13 protein-coding genes and 1 riboswitch are annotated in these 21,441 nt (G+C 45.4%); of the genes, 10 read left to right on the top strand and 3 right to left on the bottom strand.

Annotated elements, in window-relative coordinates; all coding sequences use genetic code 11:
* Positions 1–7: 7 nt before the first annotated feature.
* Positions 8–1,048 carry an N-acetyl-gamma-glutamyl-phosphate reductase gene (gene argC, locus LU361_RS19865; RefSeq protein ID WP_233090912.1) on the bottom strand — a complete coding sequence of 347 codons (1,041 nt, stop codon included), beginning with the start codon at positions 1,046–1,048 and terminating at the stop codon, positions 8–10.
* A gap of 350 nt (positions 1,049–1,398) precedes the next feature.
* Between argC and LU361_RS19860 the strand changes: the two genes are divergently transcribed.
* From LU361_RS19860 to atzF, 8 genes are all read left to right on the top strand, one after another.
* Positions 1,399–3,153 carry a chloride channel protein gene (locus LU361_RS19860; RefSeq protein WP_233090911.1) on the top strand — a complete coding sequence of 585 codons (1,755 nt, stop codon included), beginning with the start codon at positions 1,399–1,401 and terminating at the stop codon, positions 3,151–3,153.
* A gap of 200 nt (positions 3,154–3,353) precedes the next feature.
* A riboswitch (guanidine-I (ykkC/yxkD leader) is annotated at positions 3,354–3,458 on the top strand.
* 61 nt (positions 3,459–3,519) lie between these two features.
* On the top strand, positions 3,520–4,560 hold the full coding sequence (locus tag LU361_RS19855; RefSeq protein WP_233090910.1) for a putative urea ABC transporter substrate-binding protein: 1,041 nt from the start codon (positions 3,520–3,522) through the stop codon (positions 4,558–4,560).
* A gap of 11 nt (positions 4,561–4,571) precedes the next feature.
* The gene (locus LU361_RS19850) at positions 4,572–5,390 is read left to right on the top strand and encodes an ABC transporter permease (protein WP_233090909.1); all 819 of its coding nucleotides are present in this window, start codon (positions 4,572–4,574) and stop codon (positions 5,388–5,390) included.
* Positions 5,390–6,169 (top strand): ABC transporter ATP-binding protein, encoded by a 780-nt coding sequence (locus LU361_RS19845; RefSeq protein ID WP_233090908.1) that lies wholly within the window; start codon positions 5,390–5,392, stop codon positions 6,167–6,169. Before LU361_RS19850 ends, LU361_RS19845 begins: the two co-directional genes overlap by 1 nt.
* A 27-nt stretch (positions 6,170–6,196) precedes the next feature.
* Positions 6,197–6,916 (top strand): urea amidolyase associated protein UAAP1, encoded by a 720-nt coding sequence (locus LU361_RS19840; protein WP_434064677.1) that lies wholly within the window; start codon positions 6,197–6,199, stop codon positions 6,914–6,916.
* 14 nt (positions 6,917–6,930) lie between these two features.
* The gene (locus LU361_RS19835) at positions 6,931–7,569 is read left to right on the top strand and encodes an urea amidolyase associated protein UAAP2 (protein ID WP_233090907.1); all 639 of its coding nucleotides are present in this window, start codon (positions 6,931–6,933) and stop codon (positions 7,567–7,569) included.
* 60 nt (positions 7,570–7,629) lie between these two features.
* Entirely contained in the window at positions 7,630–11,226 is a 3,597-nt protein-coding gene (gene uca, locus LU361_RS19830) for an urea carboxylase (RefSeq protein ID WP_233090906.1), read from the top strand.
* A gap of 15 nt (positions 11,227–11,241) precedes the next feature.
* On the top strand, positions 11,242–13,050 hold the full coding sequence (gene atzF, locus LU361_RS19825; protein WP_233090905.1) for an allophanate hydrolase: 1,809 nt from the start codon (positions 11,242–11,244) through the stop codon (positions 13,048–13,050).
* A gap of 67 nt (positions 13,051–13,117) precedes the next feature.
* On the opposite strand, the gene glyA is transcribed toward atzF, so the two are convergent.
* Positions 13,118–14,383, bottom strand: a complete 1,266-nt coding sequence (gene glyA, locus LU361_RS19820) for a serine hydroxymethyltransferase (protein WP_233090904.1) — start codon at positions 14,381–14,383, stop codon at positions 13,118–13,120.
* A 119-nt stretch (positions 14,384–14,502) separates the two neighbouring features.
* A complete protein-coding gene (locus tag LU361_RS19815) occupies positions 14,503–15,636 on the bottom strand; it encodes an endonuclease/exonuclease/phosphatase family protein (protein ID WP_233090903.1) in 1,134 nt (377 codons plus the stop codon).
* A gap of 299 nt (positions 15,637–15,935) precedes the next feature.
* Here LU361_RS19815 and LU361_RS19810 point away from each other — a divergent pair, with 299 nt between their 5' ends.
* Positions 15,936–19,145: a TonB-dependent receptor gene (locus LU361_RS19810; protein ID WP_233090902.1), complete on the top strand. Its 3,210-nt coding sequence runs from the start codon at positions 15,936–15,938 to the stop codon at positions 19,143–19,145.
* A gap of 228 nt (positions 19,146–19,373) precedes the next feature.
* Positions 19,374–21,038, top strand: a complete 1,665-nt coding sequence (ettA, locus tag LU361_RS19805; RefSeq protein WP_233090901.1) for an energy-dependent translational throttle protein EttA — start codon at positions 19,374–19,376, stop codon at positions 21,036–21,038.
* The last annotated feature ends 403 nt before the right edge of the window (positions 21,039–21,441 follow it).

The following is a 21,441-nucleotide window of genomic DNA, read 5'->3' as shown; positions in this document are numbered from 1 at the left end:
GCACTTGTTAGGGAATTAATGCGACCTGTTCCAAGCCTTGAGTCTCTGGTAAACCAAACATGATATTTAAATTTTGAACGGCTTGTCCAGATGCGCCTTTGGTTAGGTTATCAATAACTGACATAACCACAACTGTGTCGCGATCTTGTGGACGAACAACCGACAATCGGCAAACATTGGTGCTTTTAACCGTTCGCGTCTCCGGACAACTGCCCGCAGGAAGCACATCCACAAACGGCTCATTTTCATAACGAGACTCAAACAACGCCTGCAAATCAACACTCGTGTCTTTGAGCGTAGCGTACGCTGTTGCATGAATACCGCGAATCATCGGCAACAAATGCGGCACAAAAGTCAGCTTTACAGCATCGTCGTTGTCCGACTGAGCATCGTTTAGACCTTGTTCAATCTCAGGCAAGTGGCGATGGCCCGCTACACCGTATGCTTTAAAGCTGTCTGCCACCTCAGCAAACAAATTTGCCACTTTTCCCTGGCGACCTGCACCACTAACGCCAGACGCTGCGTTAACAATTAAATTTTGAGTATCCACCAAACCATTTTCGACCAAAGGCAATAACGCCAACTGACTGGCGGTTGGGTAACACCCAGGACAGGCAACCAACTTGGCGTTGGCAATAGCATCACGATTTCGCTCAGGCAAACCGTAAACGGCGTGACCCACCAATTCTGGACTGCCGTGGGGTTGGTTGTACCACTTCTCCCAAAGTTCTACATCACGAATACGGAAATCGGCGGATAAATCGATGACTCGCACGTCTCGATTAATCAATTCAGCCACTTGCGACTGCGCCACGCCGTGCGGAGTTGCGTAGAAAACAACATCGCAGTGAGCAAGTTGATCGAACGACGGGTCGGTAAAGGCAAGATCAAGATGACCACGCAAATTGGGGAAATAATCACTCACCAATTTTCCCGCCTCCGAACGCGAGGTTACAGCAGCTATTTCAACGTTGGGATGGGCAACAAGAAGGCGCAATAATTCCACTCCTGTGTAACCTGTGGCGCCAACAATTCCTACTTTGATCATCTTGATATCTCCTAATTCTGAAACTCTACTGATAGCTCACTTTTTACGTCGATGTATTTCTCGTATTATTTTTAGGGTATCTATGAATAACCAATAACTTTAACTTATTGATTATCAAAGAAAACTCCTCTTTTTCACTCGGAAAATAAGCGAATAAAAAATCGTGTGACCGACGTATTCTTTAACAAACTTGTAATCCATCTGCATCTCATTTAACAGATGGCTCAAAAAAGCCGTATGATAAGCGCCTAGCAAACAAAGCTAAAGTGTATTAAAAACACTCGCCTGAATTTCATCGCGTAAAATCGCCAATTCCAATCCCAGCGGCGCCCTTGCGCCTAGAAGTAATCGTGAATTCAAAAAATCGAAATCCACTGGCACGAAGGCTATCGAACCTAAGACATCAATTAGCCTACATCGATGCACTCCCTCAATTGACTGTATTAGGAACCATCGTCGGCTGTTTGGCTGCTCTCATTATTGTTGCCTTTCGGGGGCTTATCGATTTTTCGACTCAACTGTTTCTCGACAGCCCAGAAAATTTTGAATCCCTGTCACTGCAATGGCGTTTCTTAACACCCGTAATCGGCGCGCTGTTAATCGCTGTTATTTTTCAGGCACTGCCGAAAAGACACATGCAAGTGGGGGTTTCTTTCGTATTAGACCGACTTTATAACCACCAAAGCCACCTCCCAAGCGTCAACATGATCGTGCAGTTTTTTGCCGCGGCCATTTGTATTATCAGTGGTCAATCGGTCGGACGAGAAGGGCCCGCGGTGCATTTAGGAGCTGGTGTTGCCAGCAGCTTTGGCCGCAATTTCAAATTACCCAACAATAGCCTCAGGACATTAACCGCAGCGGGCATTGCTGCAGCAATTGCAGCCTCATTTAACACCCCACTGGCCGGAGTTATTTTCGCCATGGAAGTGGTTTTGATGGAATACACGATTGCCGGTTTCGTTCCCATCATAATGGCTTCTTTCGCCGGTGCTTTAATCACCCGGCTAGTATTCGGAACAGAATTTGTTTTTACCGTACAAGGCACCGATTTAGCCAGTTTTGCAGAACTTCCGTTTCTCGTCGGTTTTGGTTTAGGTATCGGCGTATTAGCAACACTCTTTTCAAAAGTATTGTTACTTTCAAATCCAGCCGCACGCTTGCCGATATTTTTTCAAATTCTCCTAGGCGGAATCATCACCGGAGCAATCGCACTTTATGTGCCCGAGGTATTGGGGCTTGGCTACGATACCGTAGAAAAAGCCATGCTCGGCGAAATCGCTGTTCAATCCCTTTTGATTATTCTCATTGCAAAAATAATCGCGACTGGAGCGACATTAAATCTCGGAATGCCAGGAGGATTAATAGGGCCAACCTTATTTATCGGAGCACTGTTTGGGGCTGTGATGGGAGCCATTGGCGGCGTGCTGTTTGACGGCGACACTTCCAGTACATCCTTTTACGTATTGTTGGGAATGACCGCCTCCTTCGGTGCTGTACTCAACGCCCCGCTCACTGCCCTCATCACTATTTTAGAATTAACCAACAACCCAACATTGATTTTCCCCAGTATGTTGGTGGTCGTTATCTCCTGTTTAACCACTCGATTTATGATTGGCGATGAAGGCATTTTCATTGCTCGCCTCACCAAACAAGGCAAAAGTGTGAAAACCAACGCGTTGAGAAGTGAGCTCAACAAAGTTGGTGTGCGCAGTATTATGGATCAGAACTTCGTCACCAGCGCTTCGGTAATTGATTACAACCAAGCCGTTAAATTATTAGAAAATCGACCCCGGTGGATTGTTATCAATTCATCCGACACCAAAGAAAAACACGTACTTCGCGCGGTGGATTTCGCCAATTTTATTGAATCGCCCCCCGAGTCAGTCTCGTTGGGAAAAGCGGCCATTGAATTACTGGAGGTACCGGGTAAGCGTTTCGCCCTGCCACCATTGCATGAGCGAGCAACATTATTAGAAGCCCACTTATTGATGGAAACAGAAAATACCGACGCCGTGTACATTCAAAATCATTACGCTTCTCCCTTGGAAGACGACACACTTGGAATCATCACTCATGAATCCATTCGCAATTACTACTCGATTTAATTGAATCCACAAACAAGCACCAAATTAAAACAATGCAAAAATACAGCGCACCATTTAATTACACTTAAATCGTGTAAGAGCTAATAACTATAAACACGTTATTTCTCGAAACAGTTAAAAATCAACGATCTATTTCATTTGGCATACACAATGCTAAATAATTTTTAACCGTGCTCTTGGTTAGACGGCAATACAATTCGGAAATAGAGCGCTAGGGTTCCGGCTAAATTAATTTAGCGACTGGTCCGAGAGCACTCGACCTTTTTAATTTTAAGGTTACACGGCGGGATAAAAGCCCGGGAGACTTCATTGGCGTATAGCCGAGAGTACTCCACGTGTCATCATAAAAATTAGAGAGGTACCACCATGAAACACCTTCTCCTAGCAACACTTTTCCTTCTTTTCACATCCACAGCAACCGCGCGTGACAACTTTAAAATTTGTTGGTCGATTTATGTTGGCTGGATGCCTTGGGCATACGGCGCTGAACAAGGCATCGTAAAAAAATGGGCTGATAAATACGACATCGAAATCGACGTGGTGCAAATCAATGATTACGTGGAATCCATTAATCAATATACCGCAGGTGCCTTCGACGGTTGCACCATGACCAACATGGACGCCTTAACCATTCCCGCTGCTGGCGGTGTCGATTCCACTGCATTAATTGTTGGCGATTTCTCTAACGGTAACGACGGCGTTGTTTTAAAAGGCAAAGATTCCTTAGCAGACATCAAAGGCCAAACCGTTAATCTGGTTGAATTAAGTGTTTCTCATTATTTATTAGCTCGCGCATTAGATACCGTCGGCCTTTCTGAACGTGACCTGCAAGTAGTCAATACATCAGATGCCGATTTAGTGTCTGTTTACGGCACCAGCGATGTCACTTCTGTCGTGACATGGAATCCCCTGTTGAGTGAAATTTTAGAAAACTCCGACAGCAAACTCGTGTTTGATTCATCAAAAATCCCAGGCGAAATTATCGATTTGTTAGTAGTAAATACCGATGTGCTTGCAGAAAACCCGAACTTCGGAAAAGCGCTAGTCGGCGCCTGGTATGAAATTATGGCAACAATGGGTGCTCGCAATGATGCGGCAACATCCGCTAAAACTTACATGGCCGATGCGTCCGGTACCGACCTCGCAGGCTACGAAGCGCAACTCGCCAGCACCGAAATGTTTTACCTTCCAAAACAAGCATTAGCATTAACCAACAGTCCGAAATTAAAAACCACCATGCAACAAGTTGCTGAGTTTTCTTTTGATCATGGCATTCTCGGTGAAGGCGCGCCCGATGCAGGCTTTGTTGGTATCGAAACACCTTCTGGCATTTACGGGGATTCCAGCAATATTAAATTACGCTTCAATCCAACCTTCATGCAAATGGCAGCGGACGGAAAACTGTAAGCGATAACATCATGAAACGCCTAATCAATTTAACACCGTCAAAACCGCTGGCTTTGGCCCTGGGAATTATTCCGTTTTTTCTAATCGCCGTAATTTATTTGGTAAATTCAAACGCACGACTGGCTGAAAACCCAAACGATAAATTACTTCCACCGGTTAGCAAAATGGTTGACGCCATGGAGCGTTTAGCGTTAGAACCCAGCAAACGCACCGGGGAATATACATTTTGGGCCGACACTGCCAGCAGTTTACAGCGATTAGGGTTAGGCGTTTTGATCGCTGCCAGTGTCGGATTGCTGTTTGGAATATTCACAGGTTCCATTCCACTGATTAATGCTGGCTTCTCGCCACTGTTAACTATTTTATCGTTAATTCCTCCACTGGCTTTACTACCGATTCTTTTCATTGTTTTTGGGCTCGGAGAAATATCCAAGGTCGTATTAATCGTTGTAGGGATCACTCCCTTTATTGCCCGTGATATTCAACGGCGAGCACAGGAAATTCCGAGCGAGCAATTAGTCAAAGCTCAAACACTGGGAGCGAACACGTCACAATTATTAATTCGTGTTTTACTACCGCAATTGATGCCCAAATTAATTGATTCTGTGCGCTTATCCCTGGGCGCAGGTTGGCTCTTTTTAATTGCAGCCGAAGCTATTGCTGCAACCGACGGTTTGGGTTATCGGATATTTTTAGTTCGTCGCTACTTATCCATGGACGTTATTTTACCTTACGTTGCTTGGATTACCTTGCTCGCCTTTATCTTCGATCAGTTACTCGCATTCGCTAACCGAAAGCTTTATCCCTGGCACGCACAAGGAGGCAAATAGTGATTGAGGCGAAAAACTTGTGGAAACAATACGGCGACAACGTTGTTCTCGAACAGTTAAATCTCACCGTCAATGAAGGCGACTTTATTACTATGGTTGGCAGCTCCGGCTGTGGCAAAAGTACCTTCCTAAAATTATTGTTGGGTACCGAGTCATTAACACGCGGTGAGCTGTTAATTAACAATAAACCTATCCCTAACGAACCGGGACCTGAAAGAGGCATTGTTTTTCAACAATATTCTGTTTTTCCGCACATGACCGTACTGGAAAATGTTATGGCGGCAAAAGCATTTTCTCGCCAAGGCATTACCGGTTATCTATTTGGTAACGCAAAACGTGATGCAAAAGAAGCGGCTGAAGCCATTCTTACCGAAGTTGGCCTTCAGCACTCACTCAATAAATACCCTCACGAATTATCCGGCGGCATGAAACAACGCTTGGCTATCGCGCAAGCTTTATTGGGCAAGCCAAAGATCCTGTTACTCGACGAGCCCTTTGGTGCACTCGATCCCGGTATTCGCGCCGAAATGCATCAATTGGTTTTAAATTTATGGCGAGAACACGGATTAACCATTTTTATGGTCACCCACGATTTAAAAGAAGGCTTTTCGCTCGGCACACGACTGTGGGTGTTCGATAAAATTCGTCACGATCCGCAAGAACCCAACGCCTACGGCGCAACCATTACCTACGACATTCCAGTCACGAGGAATCACGAAGACAGTCTAAAAATGCTCACCGAACACACATCAAAATCATCAACAACTATTACGCAGTAAATCAGAGATTATTTTTTGGAGAAAAAAGTGATCACCAATCGATACACAACCACCATCGCCCCTGGCGGACATTGGTCCTTGCGATTACAGCGCGGCACGCAAATGACGTTAACCGACCTTGACGGTGGCGCCAACGTCGGCATGTTATTTTATAACCCCGATAATTTATTGGAAAAATACAACGCGCCGGACACTTTAAAATGCCAGCACACATTTAAACTAACCCATGGCAATTGTTTGTACTCCGACATGGGTCGAATTTTCGCGTCTATAACCCAAGACAGTTTAGGCTGGCACGACTCCGTAAATGGCAACTGCACAGCAGATCATGTCGCCCAACGCTGGGGAGCACGAGATTATCAAAATCATCGCAATAACTGGCACCAAAACGGTCACGACGCATTTTTGGTGGAATTGGCGAAATACGGTTTAGGACTGACCGATCTTGCCGCCAATTTGAATTTATTCAGCAAAGTAGAAACCACCTCCGAAGGCAAACTTCAATTTGTAGAAGGCCACAGCAAAGCCGGATCGAGTATCACTTTGCGTTTTGAAATGAATACCTTGGTCGTGCTACACACTTGCCCTCACCCACTCAACCCTTCCGAAGCTTATCCTGCCAAGCCTGTCGGTATCGAAATTACCGAAGCAGAACCCGTGGCCGACGATGACTTCTGCATGAATTTTCGTCCAGAAAATCAGCGTGGTTTTGCCAACAACGCACTCTATTACCTAGGACGCGGTTAAGGAAATTATTAACAATGAAAACCAGTGAACTTAACTCAGAATTCGCCGACTTTAAAAAAGAAGTATTTGCCGGAGATTATTTTATCCATAACATCTCTGCCGGAAGCACCATGCGTATTCTCGATCTCGAAGGCAATCAAGCCGCCGACACGTTATTTTACAACGCCCGCAATCCAAGCGAACGCTACAGCGCTACCGATACTATTCGCGAGCAGGGCAATGTGTATTTAACCGATGGCAGCGTGCTGCGTTCAAACTTAAATAACCCCATGCTTGAAATCGTCGCCGATACCTGCGGTCGTCACGACACCCTCGGCGGCGCCTGTGCAACCGAAAGCAACACTGTGCGTTACGATCTTGAAAAACGTTGCATGCATGCATGTCGCGACAGTTGGATGCTTGCCATTGCCGAGAACCCAGAATTTAATTTAGGCAAAGGGGATATTACCCACAACATTAATTTCTTTATGAATGTTCCCATCACCGAAGAAGGTGGCTTGACGTTTGAGGACGGTATTTCAGCACCGGGAAAATACGTCGAACTCAAGGCGTTAATGGATACCACCGTATTAATTTCAAATTGCCCACAACTGAATAACCCTTGTAACGGGTACAACCCAACTCCCATCGAAGTGTTGGTGTGGAACGCCTAAAACGCCTTCAGTGGACGGCCACTGTCGTAGATTCTGCGGGACGACCCGCTCATTATTCTTATGTTTAATAAAGTTCTGATTGCCAATCGCGGTGCCATTGCTTGCCGCATTATTCGCACGTTAAATAAACTGAATATTCAATCCGTCGCTGTATTTGCCGAGAGCGACGAACAAAGCTTACACGTAGCTCAAGCCACAGAGTCTTATTGTCTGGGTAACGGTCCTGCTCAAGAGACCTATTTAAATCAAACCAAACTGCTAGACATAGTCAAACAAACCGGCGCCGAGGCGATTCATCCGGGTTATGGCTTTCTCAGTGAAAACGCAGAATTTGTGAACGCCTGTGAACAAGCAGGCATTGTCTTTATTGGTCCAACTCAATCTCATATTTTAGATTTCGGTTTAAAACACCGCGCCCGTGAATTAGCAGAAAATGCTCAAGTACCACTGCTACCAGGATCAGATGTCTTAGAAAATATCGATCAGGCCATTAATGAAGCTGCGCAAATCGGTTATCCGGTCATGCTTAAAAGCAGTGCTGGTGGCGGTGGAATCGGCATGCAATTATGTGAAACCGCCGAGCAGTTACAAAATGCCTTTGAAAGCGTTAAACGCTTAGGTGAAAAAAACTTTTCCGATAACCGCGTATTTCTTGAAAAATTTATCGCCCGCGCGCGACATATTGAAGTTCAAGTGTTTGCCGACGGACAAGGGAACGCATTAGCCATCGGCGAGCGCGATTGTTCCAGCCAGCGTCGCAATCAAAAAGTTGTTGAAGAATGCCCAGCGCCAAACTTAAGCGAATCCACTCGCACTGAAATTCATAAAACCGCTGAAAAATTATTAGCAAGCGTTGCCTACCGAAACGCTGGCACCGTAGAATTTATTTTCGATGACGACACTCAACAATTTTATTTCCTAGAGGTAAATACTCGACTGCAAGTAGAACACGGCGTAACCGAAGAAGTTTACAACATTGATCTTGTAGAAATGATGCTGACGTTAGCATCGGGCGACTTATTAAACTTAAACGCTCTTCGAGATAACCTTTCTGCATCCGGTCACGCTATTCAAGTACGAATTTACGCCGAAGACCCTTACAAAAATTTTCAGCCTGCGGCAGGACTACTAACCCAGGTCGAATTTCCTCACTTAGAAAACTTAAGAATTGACCATTGGATTGAATCAGGTGTAACGGTTTCACCCTACTTCGACCCTATGCTCGCAAAAGTCATTAGCTTTGGCGATACCCGAGATTCTTCACTCAGTAATTTACAAACAGGATTATCCGAAACAAAACTCTACGGTATCGCGACAAATCTCGATTACTTAACCGCATTATTATCAGATTCCGTCTTACAATCGGGAAAAGTCACAACGCGATACCTAAACGATTTCAGCTATGCGCCGCAACGCATCGACGTTATTTCTGCGGGCACACAAACGACCGTACAAGACTTTCCGGCACGTCAAGGTTATTGGGACGTTGGTGTTCCGCCATCGGGTCCGTTTGATAACTATTCATTTCGCCTAGCGAATAAAATGTTAGGCAATCCTGATAACGCAGCGGGCCTAGAAATTGTGATTCAAGGTCCTACGTTAGAATTCAGTTTTGACACTACCGTTGTTATTACCGGCGCAGACGTAGATGTGCTTGTAGATAATGAACCGGCTTCCATCAACACACCCATTCAAATTAAATCTAAACAAATTCTTACGATTGGAAAAATAAAAGATAATGGTGCACATTGTTATCTTGCCGTCGCCGGTGGCATTGATTGCCCAGATTACCTAGGTTCAAAGTCTACTTTTACTTTGGGGCAATTTGGTGGCCACGCCGGGAGAGCATTGCGAGTCGGCGATATTTTATCAACGTTAACAACAGAACTTGATCAATGCGTAAAACCTGCGCCGGATATTTTACCTAACATCAGCAACGACGTTGAACTGAGAGTTATTTATGGCCCGCACGGTGCGCCAGACTTTTTTACTGACAACGACATAACAACCTTTTTCGAAACTCAGTGGGAAGTTCACTACAACTCAAGCCGCACTGGAATTCGTCTGATCGGCCCCAAACCACAATGGGCACGTGAAAACGGTGGCGAGGCCGGGTTGCACCCTTCTAACATTCACGATAACGCCTACGCGTTCGGCACCGTCGACTTTACCGGCGACATGCCCGTTATTTTGGGCCCCGATGGTCCATCCCTCGGTGGGTTTGTTTGTCCAGCTACGGTTGTTAGCGCCGATTTATGGAAACTCGGCCAGTTAAAAGCAGGAAATAAAATTCGTTTTATTCCGGTCAGCATCGAAACTGCAAAAAGACTTGAAGCCGCACAAATTCAATCCTTAGAAACGCTATCACCGCAAGAAACTAAGGTAACACCCCAAGACATTACATCTCCGATTTACGCCACGCTCAGTAAAGATGACGTAGGAGAAGATATTGTTTATCGCTTGGCAGGTGATCATTTTTTATTGGTTGAATACGGCGATTTAATTCTCGATATTCCACTGCGTCTTCGCGCACACGCACTGCAGAATTGGTTAATTGAAAACCCCAAAGCAGGTATTAAAGAATTAACACCTGGAATTCGTTCTCTGCAAATTCATTTTGACAGTCAGCAATTGTCCCATGAAGATCTTATTCAGCATTTATCCGCTGGAGAAAAATTTGTCAGCGAGAATTTATCAGATACCACGATAAAATCTCGAATTGTACATTTACCGCTTTCATGGGATGACCAAGCGTGTCGTGAAGCTATCGAGAAATACCAGCAATCGGTTCGCCCAGACGCACCTTGGTGCCCGAGCAATCTCGAATTTATTCAACGCATCAACGGGTTAAAGTCGATTGATGCTGTGAAAAACATCGTATTCGATGCTTCTTATTTAGTAATGGGTTTGGGTGATGTGTATCTCGGTGCTCCGGTTGCAACGCCCGTTGATCCGCGCCATCGTTTGGTGACCACAAAATACAATCCAGCCAGAACCTGGACGGCAGAAAATTCGGTCGGTATTGGCGGTTCGTATTTGTGCGTTTACGGTATGGAAGGCCCTGGCGGTTATCAATTTGTCGGTAGAACCTTGCAGATGTGGAACCGCTACCAACAAACTCAGGAATTCGAGAAACCCTGGTTACTGAGATTCTTTGATCAAATTAAATTTTACGAAGTCAGCCACGACGAGTTAATGACCATTCGTCGCGATTTCCCCTTGGGTAAATACCCATTAAACATTGAAGAAACCGAATTTAATCTAGGTGAATACCAAGCGTTTTTAGCCAGTAATCAAAATTCTATCCAAGAATTTACCGCCAAGCGAGACACCGCGTTTGATGAAGAACTACAACGCTGGCACGCCAACGGCCAATTTCATTTTAAAGAGACCGAAACCGTCAGCGATACCGAAACTCAACAATGGCCAGAAAACAGCATCGTGATTGAAAGTCCGGTATCAGGCAGTGTTTGGAAAGTAGAGCAATCCGTTGGTAATTCTGTAACAACCGATGACGTTTTACTTATTTTGGAATCCATGAAAATGGAAATTCCGCTGCAATCTCACGCCCAAGGCATAGTCACCCACATTTTAAAATCAGCGGGCCAACGCGTCGAAGCCGGTCAACCGTTGATAGTAATAGAGCCAAACAGCTAATTAATGGAGAACACCATGCAGTCTATGACAATTAGCGCCTTACGTGCCGCTTACATCGCTGGTGAATTAACACCAGAAAAACTCATTGCTAACATTCACGAACGCGCAGAGCAATTTCGTGATCGCAACATTTGGATTCATCAGTTAACGATCGAAGAGTTAACCCCGTTTATTGAAGGACTAGCTCATAAAAATATTGAAGATTACCCACTGTGGGGAATTCCGTTTGCGATTAAAGATAATATTGATTTAATCGGCATCACCACCACCGCCGGTTGTGAAGAATTTAAATACACGCCCGAAAAATCAGCAACCGTGGTGGCAAATTTAATTAATGCTGGTGCAATTCCCATTGGTAAAACCAATCTCGATCAATTCGCCACCGGTTTAAACGGCACACGCTCACCGTTTGGCGCGTGTAAAAATTCGTTTGATAAAAACTACATCAGTGGCGGCTCCAGCTCAGGTTCAGCGGTTTCTGTTGCACTGGGTTTAGCTACCTTTAGCTTAGGCAGCGACACCGCAGGCTCTGGCCGCGTGCCGGCGTGCTTTAATAATTTGGTCGGATTAAAACCTTCACGAGGATTACTCTCAGCAGCTGGGATGGTACCCGCGTGTAAAAGTTTGGACTGCATGAGTATTTTTGCGTTATCGACAGAAGACGCAAATGCCGTATTAAGTTCTGCCGAAAGCTTCGATGAAGCCGACGAATACAGCCGTAAAAATCCATCGGCCAATAACACGCGATATTTTGGCAGACAAAAATTACCGCTAACACTCGGCATTATTGATCCATCACAACTGAAATTTTTTGGCGACGGAAATTATCAAAAAGCCTACGCCAACGTTATCGAAAAGCTCGAAACCACTAAAGGTATTACTCTGGTTCCCCTGGATTACTCACCTTTCGATGAAGTCGCCAAACTGCTTTACGAAGGCCCTTGGGTAGCTGAGCGCTATCTTGCAGCTGAAGAATTAATTAATACTAATCCCGAAGCAATATTTCCCGTGGTTCGCGATATTATTGCTCCCGGCGGAGAACCCAAAGCTCATCAATTATTTTCGGCACAATACAAACTCCAAGGTTTTGCTCGAACCTGCAAAGACCAAGTCAATAAGTTTGATGCGCTGTTAATGCCAACCGCAGGGCGATTATTTACTATCGAAGAAATGCTGGCCGAGCCTATTAAACACAACAGTGAATTGGGCTTTTACACCAACTTCGTAAACTTGTTGGATTTATCCGCCGTTGCAGTTCCCACCTCTTTTACTGAGAAAAACCTGCCCTTTGGCATTACATTAATTGGCGATACCTTTGCCGACCGCGCGCTCTTATCCATTGCCAATTATCTAGAAACGATTTTCCCAACACCGGAAGGCACTGGTAAAGCCGATAAACCCAGAATGGAATTACCCACTGTCGCCACCAACAAAACCGTCGATGTTGTGGTTTGCGGTGCTCACCTAGAAGGCTTGCCTTTAAATTGGCAACTCGCCGAACGCGGCGGCGAATTGATTGATTCCACTACCACCTCAAAAAGCTACCGCATGTACGCGCTCGCCGGTGGCCCGCCATTTCGCCCAGGTTTAATTCGCGACACTGAAAACGGAGAGGAAATAATCGTGGAGGTGTGGCGCTTGCCGATCACAGAATTCGGCAGTTTCGTTGCAGGCATTCCCGCTCCCTTAGGCATTGGAAAATTAGAACTGGCGGATGGTCGATGGTTACCCGGTTTTATTTGTGAATTTTCGGGAATTGAAGGTGCGGAGGAAATTACAGAATTGGGTGGTTGGCGAGCTTATATGAACACTAAATCTCAATAAAATCACCGACATAAAAAAACCGCAGACTCTCATCTGCGGTTTTTCAAAAGCCATTAAGCGTTTGAACTTATTTTCCGTATACCGGGAAACGAGCACAAATATCTAAAACTTTTGCTTTTACTTCTGCGATCACGGTTTCAGACGTGCCGTTTTCCAAGCTCTCAAGAACATCACACATCCAGTTGGTCAACTCGATACACTCTGCTTCTTTGAAACCACGGGTCGTAATCGCAGGTGTGCCTACGCGCAAACCAGAAGTCACAAACGGAGAACGTGGGTCGTTAGGAACCGCGTTTTTGTTAACGGTGATGTTAGCTTCACCCAGTGCCGCATCGGCGTCTTTACCGGTGTATTCTTTACCGATCAAATCCACCAACATTAGGTGATTGTCGGTTCCACCAGAGACAATTTTAATTCCACGCTCAATAAAAGTTGCCGCCATTGCACGCGCATTGGCAACTACTTGTGTTTGGTAGGCTTTAAATTCTGGCGATAGCGCTTCTTTGAAGCTCACTGCTTTTGCCGCGATCACGTGCATCAAAGGACCACCCTGACCACCAGGGAAAACCGCAGAATTTAGCTTTTTCTCAATTTCTTCATTGGCGCGCGCCAAGATGATGCCGCCACGTGGACCGCGAAGGGTTTTGTGCGTGGTAGAAGTAGTAACGTCAGCGATTTGTACTGGGTTTGGATATACGCCCGCAGCCACAAGACCGGCAACGTGAGCCATATCGACCATCAAGTAAGCACCAACGCTGTCTGCGATATCGCGGAATTTTTGCCAATCCATCACTTTAGAATAGGCAGAGAAGCCAGCAACAATCATTTTTGGCTTGTGTTCTTCGGCCAAACGAGCAACTTCGTCGTAATCGACTTCACCAGTTTCAGGATTCAAACCGTATTGAACGGCATTGTAAATCTTACCAGAGAAGTTAACTTTAGCACCGTGCGTTAAGTGGCCGCCGTGCGCTAAAGAGAAACCAAGTACCGTGTCGCCAGGTGCGCACAAAGCTTGGTAAACAGCAGAGTTTGCCTGTGAACCTGAATGCGGTTGAACATTGGCGTAATCAGCGCCGAACAATTCTTTAGCGCGATCAATAGCAACAGCTTCAGCAACATCAACGTACTCACAACCGCCGTAGTAGCGCTTGCCAGGGTAGCCTTCGGCGTATTTGTTGGTCAGTTTTGTACCCTGAGCCGTCATCACCAATGGACTGGTGTAGTTTTCAGACGCGATCAGTTCGATATGCTCTTCCTGACGGCGGTTTTCTTGCTCAATGGCTTCCCAGATTTCGGGATCGAATTGCTCCAGAGTTTGGTTAGATTCAAACATTGGCTACCCCTTTAAAATTGCGGTGTCTAAAACGAGGCGCGGATTGTACACCATTCCCACGAGATTGAGAGTCAAAAATTCAGTTAATCGGTTAATTTCTCAACAAATTTCAGCAAATGTTACAACTGCTGCCACACCAAATCGAGATACACCAACCGATGATCTGAGGACGCCTGTCGGTCTTTTACCAAACGAAACAACCGATGTTGCGGTTGCGGCCAAAACACACCCCCACCGACAACAACCAACCCCTGCTTAGAAGGCAAAACATAGTCGGCTCGACTCTTCCAAAATGCCGTGTGCTCTTTTGCCAGAGGGTCTGATGGATCATTGCGAGCACCACCGCTGCTGGTAGGGATAAATTGAGCGTCGATGAGCGAATGCTCAAACAACAATTCCATTGTTCCGGGTACTGTTTCTTTACTGTGTACACTGGCATTCAGATCACCGGCGATGACGAATCGCTTGCCACTGAATGGCTCGTTGGATTGTTGATCGTCGTAGATATAAGATTCGCCCGAAAGATAATCGGCAAGTAACCGGATTTCGTCGTGGTTTCGAAAACCGTTTCTATTTTCAGGACCATCAAAAACCGGCGGCGTTGGGTGTTGAGCTAATAGATGCAGAGGTTCACCCTTCCAAATAATGGGGACATCCCACATGGACTTGGATGACAACCTGAACGCTTGCCACTGTGCTTCGCTATACCAATGCTCGCCTGATTCTGGAATTTTCGGTTGCAACGCGCCCGGCATATCCTTCCATTTAAAGTGCTTAAACGTTCTCACCTTTTTTTCATCAATTGGAAATTGGCTCAATACAACCATGCCGTACTGACCCGGATAATTTCCATAACCCCAAGCGTCTCCACCTTTGCCATTTGCGACACCATCACGATTAAAATCAAATGGACTCGGCTCACCCGTATTGACGGGAGCCAAAAAAACATAAGGATAATCAATGGATTTCGTATCGGGCTTTTGCGATTTATTTAAATAATTTTTGATAAACGCAGATATGCCAATATCTGTATTTTCAATATAGTCAAATTCGTTCAGCAAAATGATGTCAGGACGAACCCGCTGAATGATTTCAGCAATATTCTTAATTTGGCTGTTGTTACCAGAACTAAGTTGCTCCTGTAAGGCTTTTTCGTTAAGTTTTTCGTCGCCATCACTACGATAGTTCGTAGCTTCCATACTGACATTAAAGGTCGCCACTCTTATTTGACGAGAGTCATTCTCTTCGCTCATTGCATATCCTGAAAAAAACACAAAAAAGCAGGTAAAAAAATAATAAAAAACTGGGAATTTCTGATTTACATTCATAAAAAACTTATCCATTTCCGCCATTTGCTTTTTATATTTGACGTGTATAGAACAAAATAAAAAACAATGATTAACAACGATAAAAACATTGCTTTTCTATTACTCAAACTGTAACTAATTTGTAATAATTACTCCCGACAATTGCGCAACTAAAACTAGTCAGTACTCAGCACTTTTGTATTTTTAGAGAAATTCTCTTACTTCATCATTAGGGATCGAAACATATGAAACCATTCACTAAGCAGCGTTTGGCTGCAGCTGTATTATTGGCTGCAGGCGCTACCGGCGCAATCGCTCAGGAAACTACTTCGGCAATCACCGGCCAAATTACTGGCCCAAATGGTAACCCAACGTCAGCGGTTGTTCGCATTGTTCACGTTCCTTCGAACACAGCCTCTGAAGTTAGCACTAATGCAAATGGTCGCTTCTCTGCACGCGGTCTTCGCGTTGGTGGCCCATACCGTATCGTTGTTGATTCCTCAACATTTCAAGATGAAACGCAAGAAGGCATTTTCCTACAGTTAGGGGAAACCTTTAACTTCAACGCTGTTCTTGGTGATGGCAATATTGAAGAAGTAACCGTAATTGCAGATGCAAGCGGGCTAAACAATACCGCAACGGGTCCCTCTTCTACATTCAATCTAGATGACATTAAATCAATCCCAGCGATCAACCGCGATATTAAAGATATTATTCGCGCCGATCCTCGTATTCATCTAGACCCTGCTAATGGCAACGCCATTCAGTGTGGTGGTGCTAACCCACGCTTCAACAGTTTGACTGTTGACGGTGTTCGTTTAAATGATGAATTCGGTCTACGCCAAGGCGGTTTCCCAACTAACCGTGTTCCTTTCTCTATCGACTCTATTGACCAGGTAGCCGTAGAATTTGCACCATTTGATGTGCAATACAGTGGCTTTACCGCGTGTAACATCAACGCCGTAACCAAATCAGGCTCCAACGAATGGCACGGCGGTGTTTTCTACGATTACACCGACGACAGCCTAACCGGCGACAAGCTGGAAGGTGACGAACTTAACGTTGCTGATTTCGACGAATCTCGCTTCGGTTTCCACGTAGGTGGCCCAATTATTAAGGACAAATTGTTCTTCTTCGCTTCTTACGAAAAATTAGAAGGCGCCGATACATTCGATCGTGGTCCATCGGATTCAAACACTGCCGAACCCGTACCTGGATTTACCCAAGCCGACTTCGATCGTATTCGTCAAATTTCTCAAGACGTATACGGCTACGATCCAGGCGGCATTCCAACGTCTTTCGACAACGAAGACGAAAAAATTCTGGCAAAAATTGACTGGAATATTTCTGACACTCAGCGTTTAGCGTTAACCTACAACTACATCGACGGTTTTCAAACTGTAGAATCTGATGGTGACTTTGACGAATTCGAATTCTCTAACCACTTGTACGAAGACGGCGCGGAGCTAACGTCTTATTCAGCGCAATTGTTCTCTACCTGGACTGAAAACTTTACCACCGAAATTAAAATCGGTTACACCGACGTTGATAACCGCCAAGATTCTCTGGACGGCGGCCAATTTGGTGAAGTTCAAATTACTCATATCGGCGAACCATTACCCGGCGAAACTGACCCAGGCCCTCGCTCAACAATTTACTTAGGCAATGATGACTCACGTCAAGCGAACGATCTTAACTACGAAAACCTAAACTTTAAAATTGCTGGTACTTATTACGCAGGCAACCACACTTTCTCAGGTGGTTTTGAGTACCAAGATTTAGAAGTCTTTAACCTTTTCGTACAAGAAGCGATTGGTGAATACCGTTTTAATAGCATCGATGATTTCGAAAATGGTCTAGCATCACGCGTTACTTATGAGAGTGCGGTAGGTACCAACGATCCAAACGACGCCGCAGCCGAATTCTCTTATCAAATCGGTTCTGTTTACGGTCAATACGAATACACCTTTAATAATGTCGACTTAACGTTATTGTTTGGCCTTCGTTACGACTTCTACGAAAGTGACGACACACCAACGTTCAACCCTAACTTGTCTAACGAATTAGGTTTCTCGAATGCTGACAACCTAGACGGCGCAGACCTACTTCAACCACGTTTTGGCTTCCAATATAATGTTGATGGCAACTTAGAGTTACACGGCGGTGTTGGTCTTTATTCTGGTGGTAACCCAAACGTTTGGTTGTCCAACAACTACTCAAACACTGGTATAACCCAAGTTGAATTCCGCCAGAATAATGTAGACCTACTATCAGATATTAGTTTCACTGGTGATGGCACTCCAATTCGAAACCTTCCACAAGAAGGCATTGATTTCGTAGCAAATGCTCCAGCGAATGGTACGGTAAGCGGTACAAATGTTATCGACCCTGATTTCGATGTGCCTTCTGAATGGAAATTTAATATAGGTGCAAGTCTAGATGTGGGTAACGGATATATCTTGCAAACTGACTTTATCCATACTGAAAAACAAGATGCGGCTATCATTGTAGATGCAGCACTAGAGCAAACAGGCACCACCTTTGATGGAAGAGGTATCTATGACCCTACCTTCCGGGAATTTGATGAAAATGGGCAAGTTATCCTAGATGAAAATGGGGACATTGACTTCGTTGGGGAAGTTTATGCTCTTACCAATGTTGATGGCGACTCCGGCTCATCAAGCGTTTTCTCTTTATCTCTAAGCAAAGAATATAACAATGGTTTGAGCTTCTCCGTTGGATACGCAGGTACACGCTCTGAAGAAGTCACGTCAATGGCGAGCTCGGTTGCGTTTTCTAACTTTACCAACACAGCTATTACAGATCTTAATGATCCAGGCGTTGCCACTTCAAATTTTGAAACGCAACATGCCTTCACCTTCCGTCTTGCGTACGAAACAACCTTTATCAGTGACTACCAAACCAGATTCTCTTTGTTCGGTATCTCTAGCCAAAACCGCTCGTACTCATACACCTTCGGTTCACGCGGCTTCCTGAACGATCCTTTGTTTAGAGGTAACCGTAATCTACTTTATGTACCGACCGGTGTTGACGATCCCAACGTAAACTTTGCGGACGACTTCAACACTGATGAGTTCTTCGCATTTGTTGATCGTGCTGGCCTAGATCGCGGTGAAATTGCTGGCCGTAACAGCATTGAAGGTAGCTGGTGGAACCGCTTTGACTTCCGTATCGATCAAGAGCTTCCAGGGTTTACTCCGGATACTCGTTCGAACGTGTTCTTAATCGTGGAAAATATCGGTAACTTAATTAATGACGACTGGGGCGTGCTGTATCAAGCACCATTCCCACAATTCCAACAAGTCGTTGACGCCGAGTATGATCGTGAAACCGACACTTACACCTTTAACGAATTCATCAACGCTCCTGGCGAAGTTCGTGAACGTGAAGGTTCTGTTTGGGAAGTACGCATTGGTTTCGACTACAGCTTCTAAGTTTTCGCTGTAAATCTTCCAATCGAAAAAACCGGCGCTCAGGCGTCGGTTTTTTTATGTCTAAACTTGTATACTTGCAACTCAATACATTTGAATCTCGCACCGACTTCCGGTACCTTCCGCGACTTTTATTCAAGGGTTTGTTGGGTGGAAACTTTCTCCGGCAGAATCGATTAGACGATTATCAACAGACCCTACATCCACCTTACTGAAGAGGATGCCTGAGTTATGGCTCAGTATGTTTACAGTATGAATCGTGTTGGGAAAATTGTTCCTCCCAAGCGTGAAATTCTTAAAGATATCTCCCTATCATTTTTCCCCGGCGCCAAAATCGGTGTACTTGGCTTAAACGGCGCAGGTAAATCGACCCTACTTAAAATCATGGCCGGGGTTGATACCGATTACAACGGCGAAGCCCGTCCAATGCCGGGAATTAAAGTGGGCTATCTGCCACAGGAGCCGGCCCTTGACCCTGAAAAAGACGTTCGCGGAAATGTCGAAGAAGGCGTTCAGGAAGCCGTAGACGCCCTAGCAGAACTCGATCAGGTTTACGCCGCCTATGCCGAAGCTGACGCCGATTTCGACGCTCTGGCGAAACGCCAAGGTGAATTAGAAGACATCATTCAAGCCTGGGATGCACACAACCTCGATCACAAGCTCGAAAACGCCGCCGATGCATTGCGCCTACCCGCTTGGGACGCCGATGTCACCAAACTCTCTGGTGGTGAGCGTCGCCGCGTTGCACTTTGTCGCCTATTGCTTTCTCGCCCTGACATGCTGTTGCTCGACGAACCCACCAACCACTTGGATGCCGAATCGGTATTCTGGCTTGAGCGTTTCTTGGTCGACTTCCCAGGAACCGTAGTGGCCATTACCCATGATCGCTACTTCCTCGATAACGCCGCCGGTTGGATTTTAGAACTCGACCGCGGTCGCGGTATTCCCTATGAAGGCAACTACTCAACTTGGTTAGAAACCAAAGAAGCACGACTTGAGCAAGAAGAGCGTGCCGAAGCCTCTCATCAAAAAGCCATCAAGGCAGAGCTTGAGTGGGTGCGTCAAAACCCGAAAGGTCGACACGCGAAAAACAAAGCACGTCTGTCTCGCTTTGAAGAATTGCAATCCCAAGAATTCCAAACTCGCAACGAAACCAACGAAATCTACATTCCACCAGGCGAGCGCCTGGGTGACAAAGTCATCGAATTTAAAAACGTCAGCAAGAGTTTTGGCGATCGCCTACTGATTAACGACTTAAGCTTCACCATTCCTAAAGGGGCAATCGTCGGAATTGTCGGTGGTAACGGCGCCGGTAAATCCACCTTGTTCCGCATGATTTCTGGCACAGAGCAACCGGATTCCGGCAGCATCGAAACCGGCGATACCGTGCAAATGGCGTTTGTTGAACAAAGCCGTGAAGGTTTGGACGACAGCAAGAGCGTTTGGGAAGCCATTTCCGGTGGCGCTGATGTGTTAAAAATTGGCAATTACGAAGTCCCTTCACGCTCTTACGTGGGCCGCTTTAACTTTAAAGGCAGCGACCAGCAAAAACGCGTCGGTGAACTCTCCGGTGGTGAACGCGGCCGCTTGCATTTGGCCAACACACTAAAACAAGGCGCCAACGTTTTACTGCTCGATGAACCTTCCAACGATTTGGACGTAGAAACTCTGCGTGCACTCGAAGAAGCACTGCTTAACTTCCCCGGCTGTGCGTTGGTTATTTCCCATGACCGCTGGTTCTTAGATCGTGTTGCGACTCACATTCTGTCCTATGAAGGTGAAAGTGAAGTTGTGTTCTTTGAAGGCAACTACACCGAATACCACGAAGATTTTGTGAAACGTAAAGGTGCAGACGCACAACCGAAGCGCGTAAAATACAAACCTATTAAGGTTTAATTGCTCTCGGTAACCTTGTTGGTAACTTTTTTGGTAACCATCAGATCTCATCGGTGGCTGTAACCACAGTCACCGCCATCAAAGCCAGCCGTTTTGCCCGATACATCTTTACAAGTACCCATTTCTTATCAGTTTGTACCTTCTAGTTAAGAAATACCTCCGCATGAGATAAGTACTTTCGTGTGAGATAGTTACTTTTGCATGAGATAGTTACTGAATTTGGAGCACAAGCAAGATTGATCAACGGCATAACGTCTAGCTGAATATTCAAACAGCTAGACCTAACCCGTTAATCGTGTTTGAAGATTTGAAATTAATCCGAGAAACGTCAATAAATAGTTTGCGAAATGGGTTAATATTTAGCAGTCGGCACCAAATTTGATAGCTACCTATTCGTAATATC

Source organism: Sessilibacter corallicola (assembly GCF_021290925.1).
Taxonomy (GTDB): domain Bacteria; phylum Pseudomonadota; class Gammaproteobacteria; order Pseudomonadales; family Cellvibrionaceae; genus Sessilibacter; species Sessilibacter corallicola.
The sequence above is the reverse complement of the archived record's forward strand: the minus strand, read 5'-3'. Positions and strand labels throughout refer to the sequence as shown.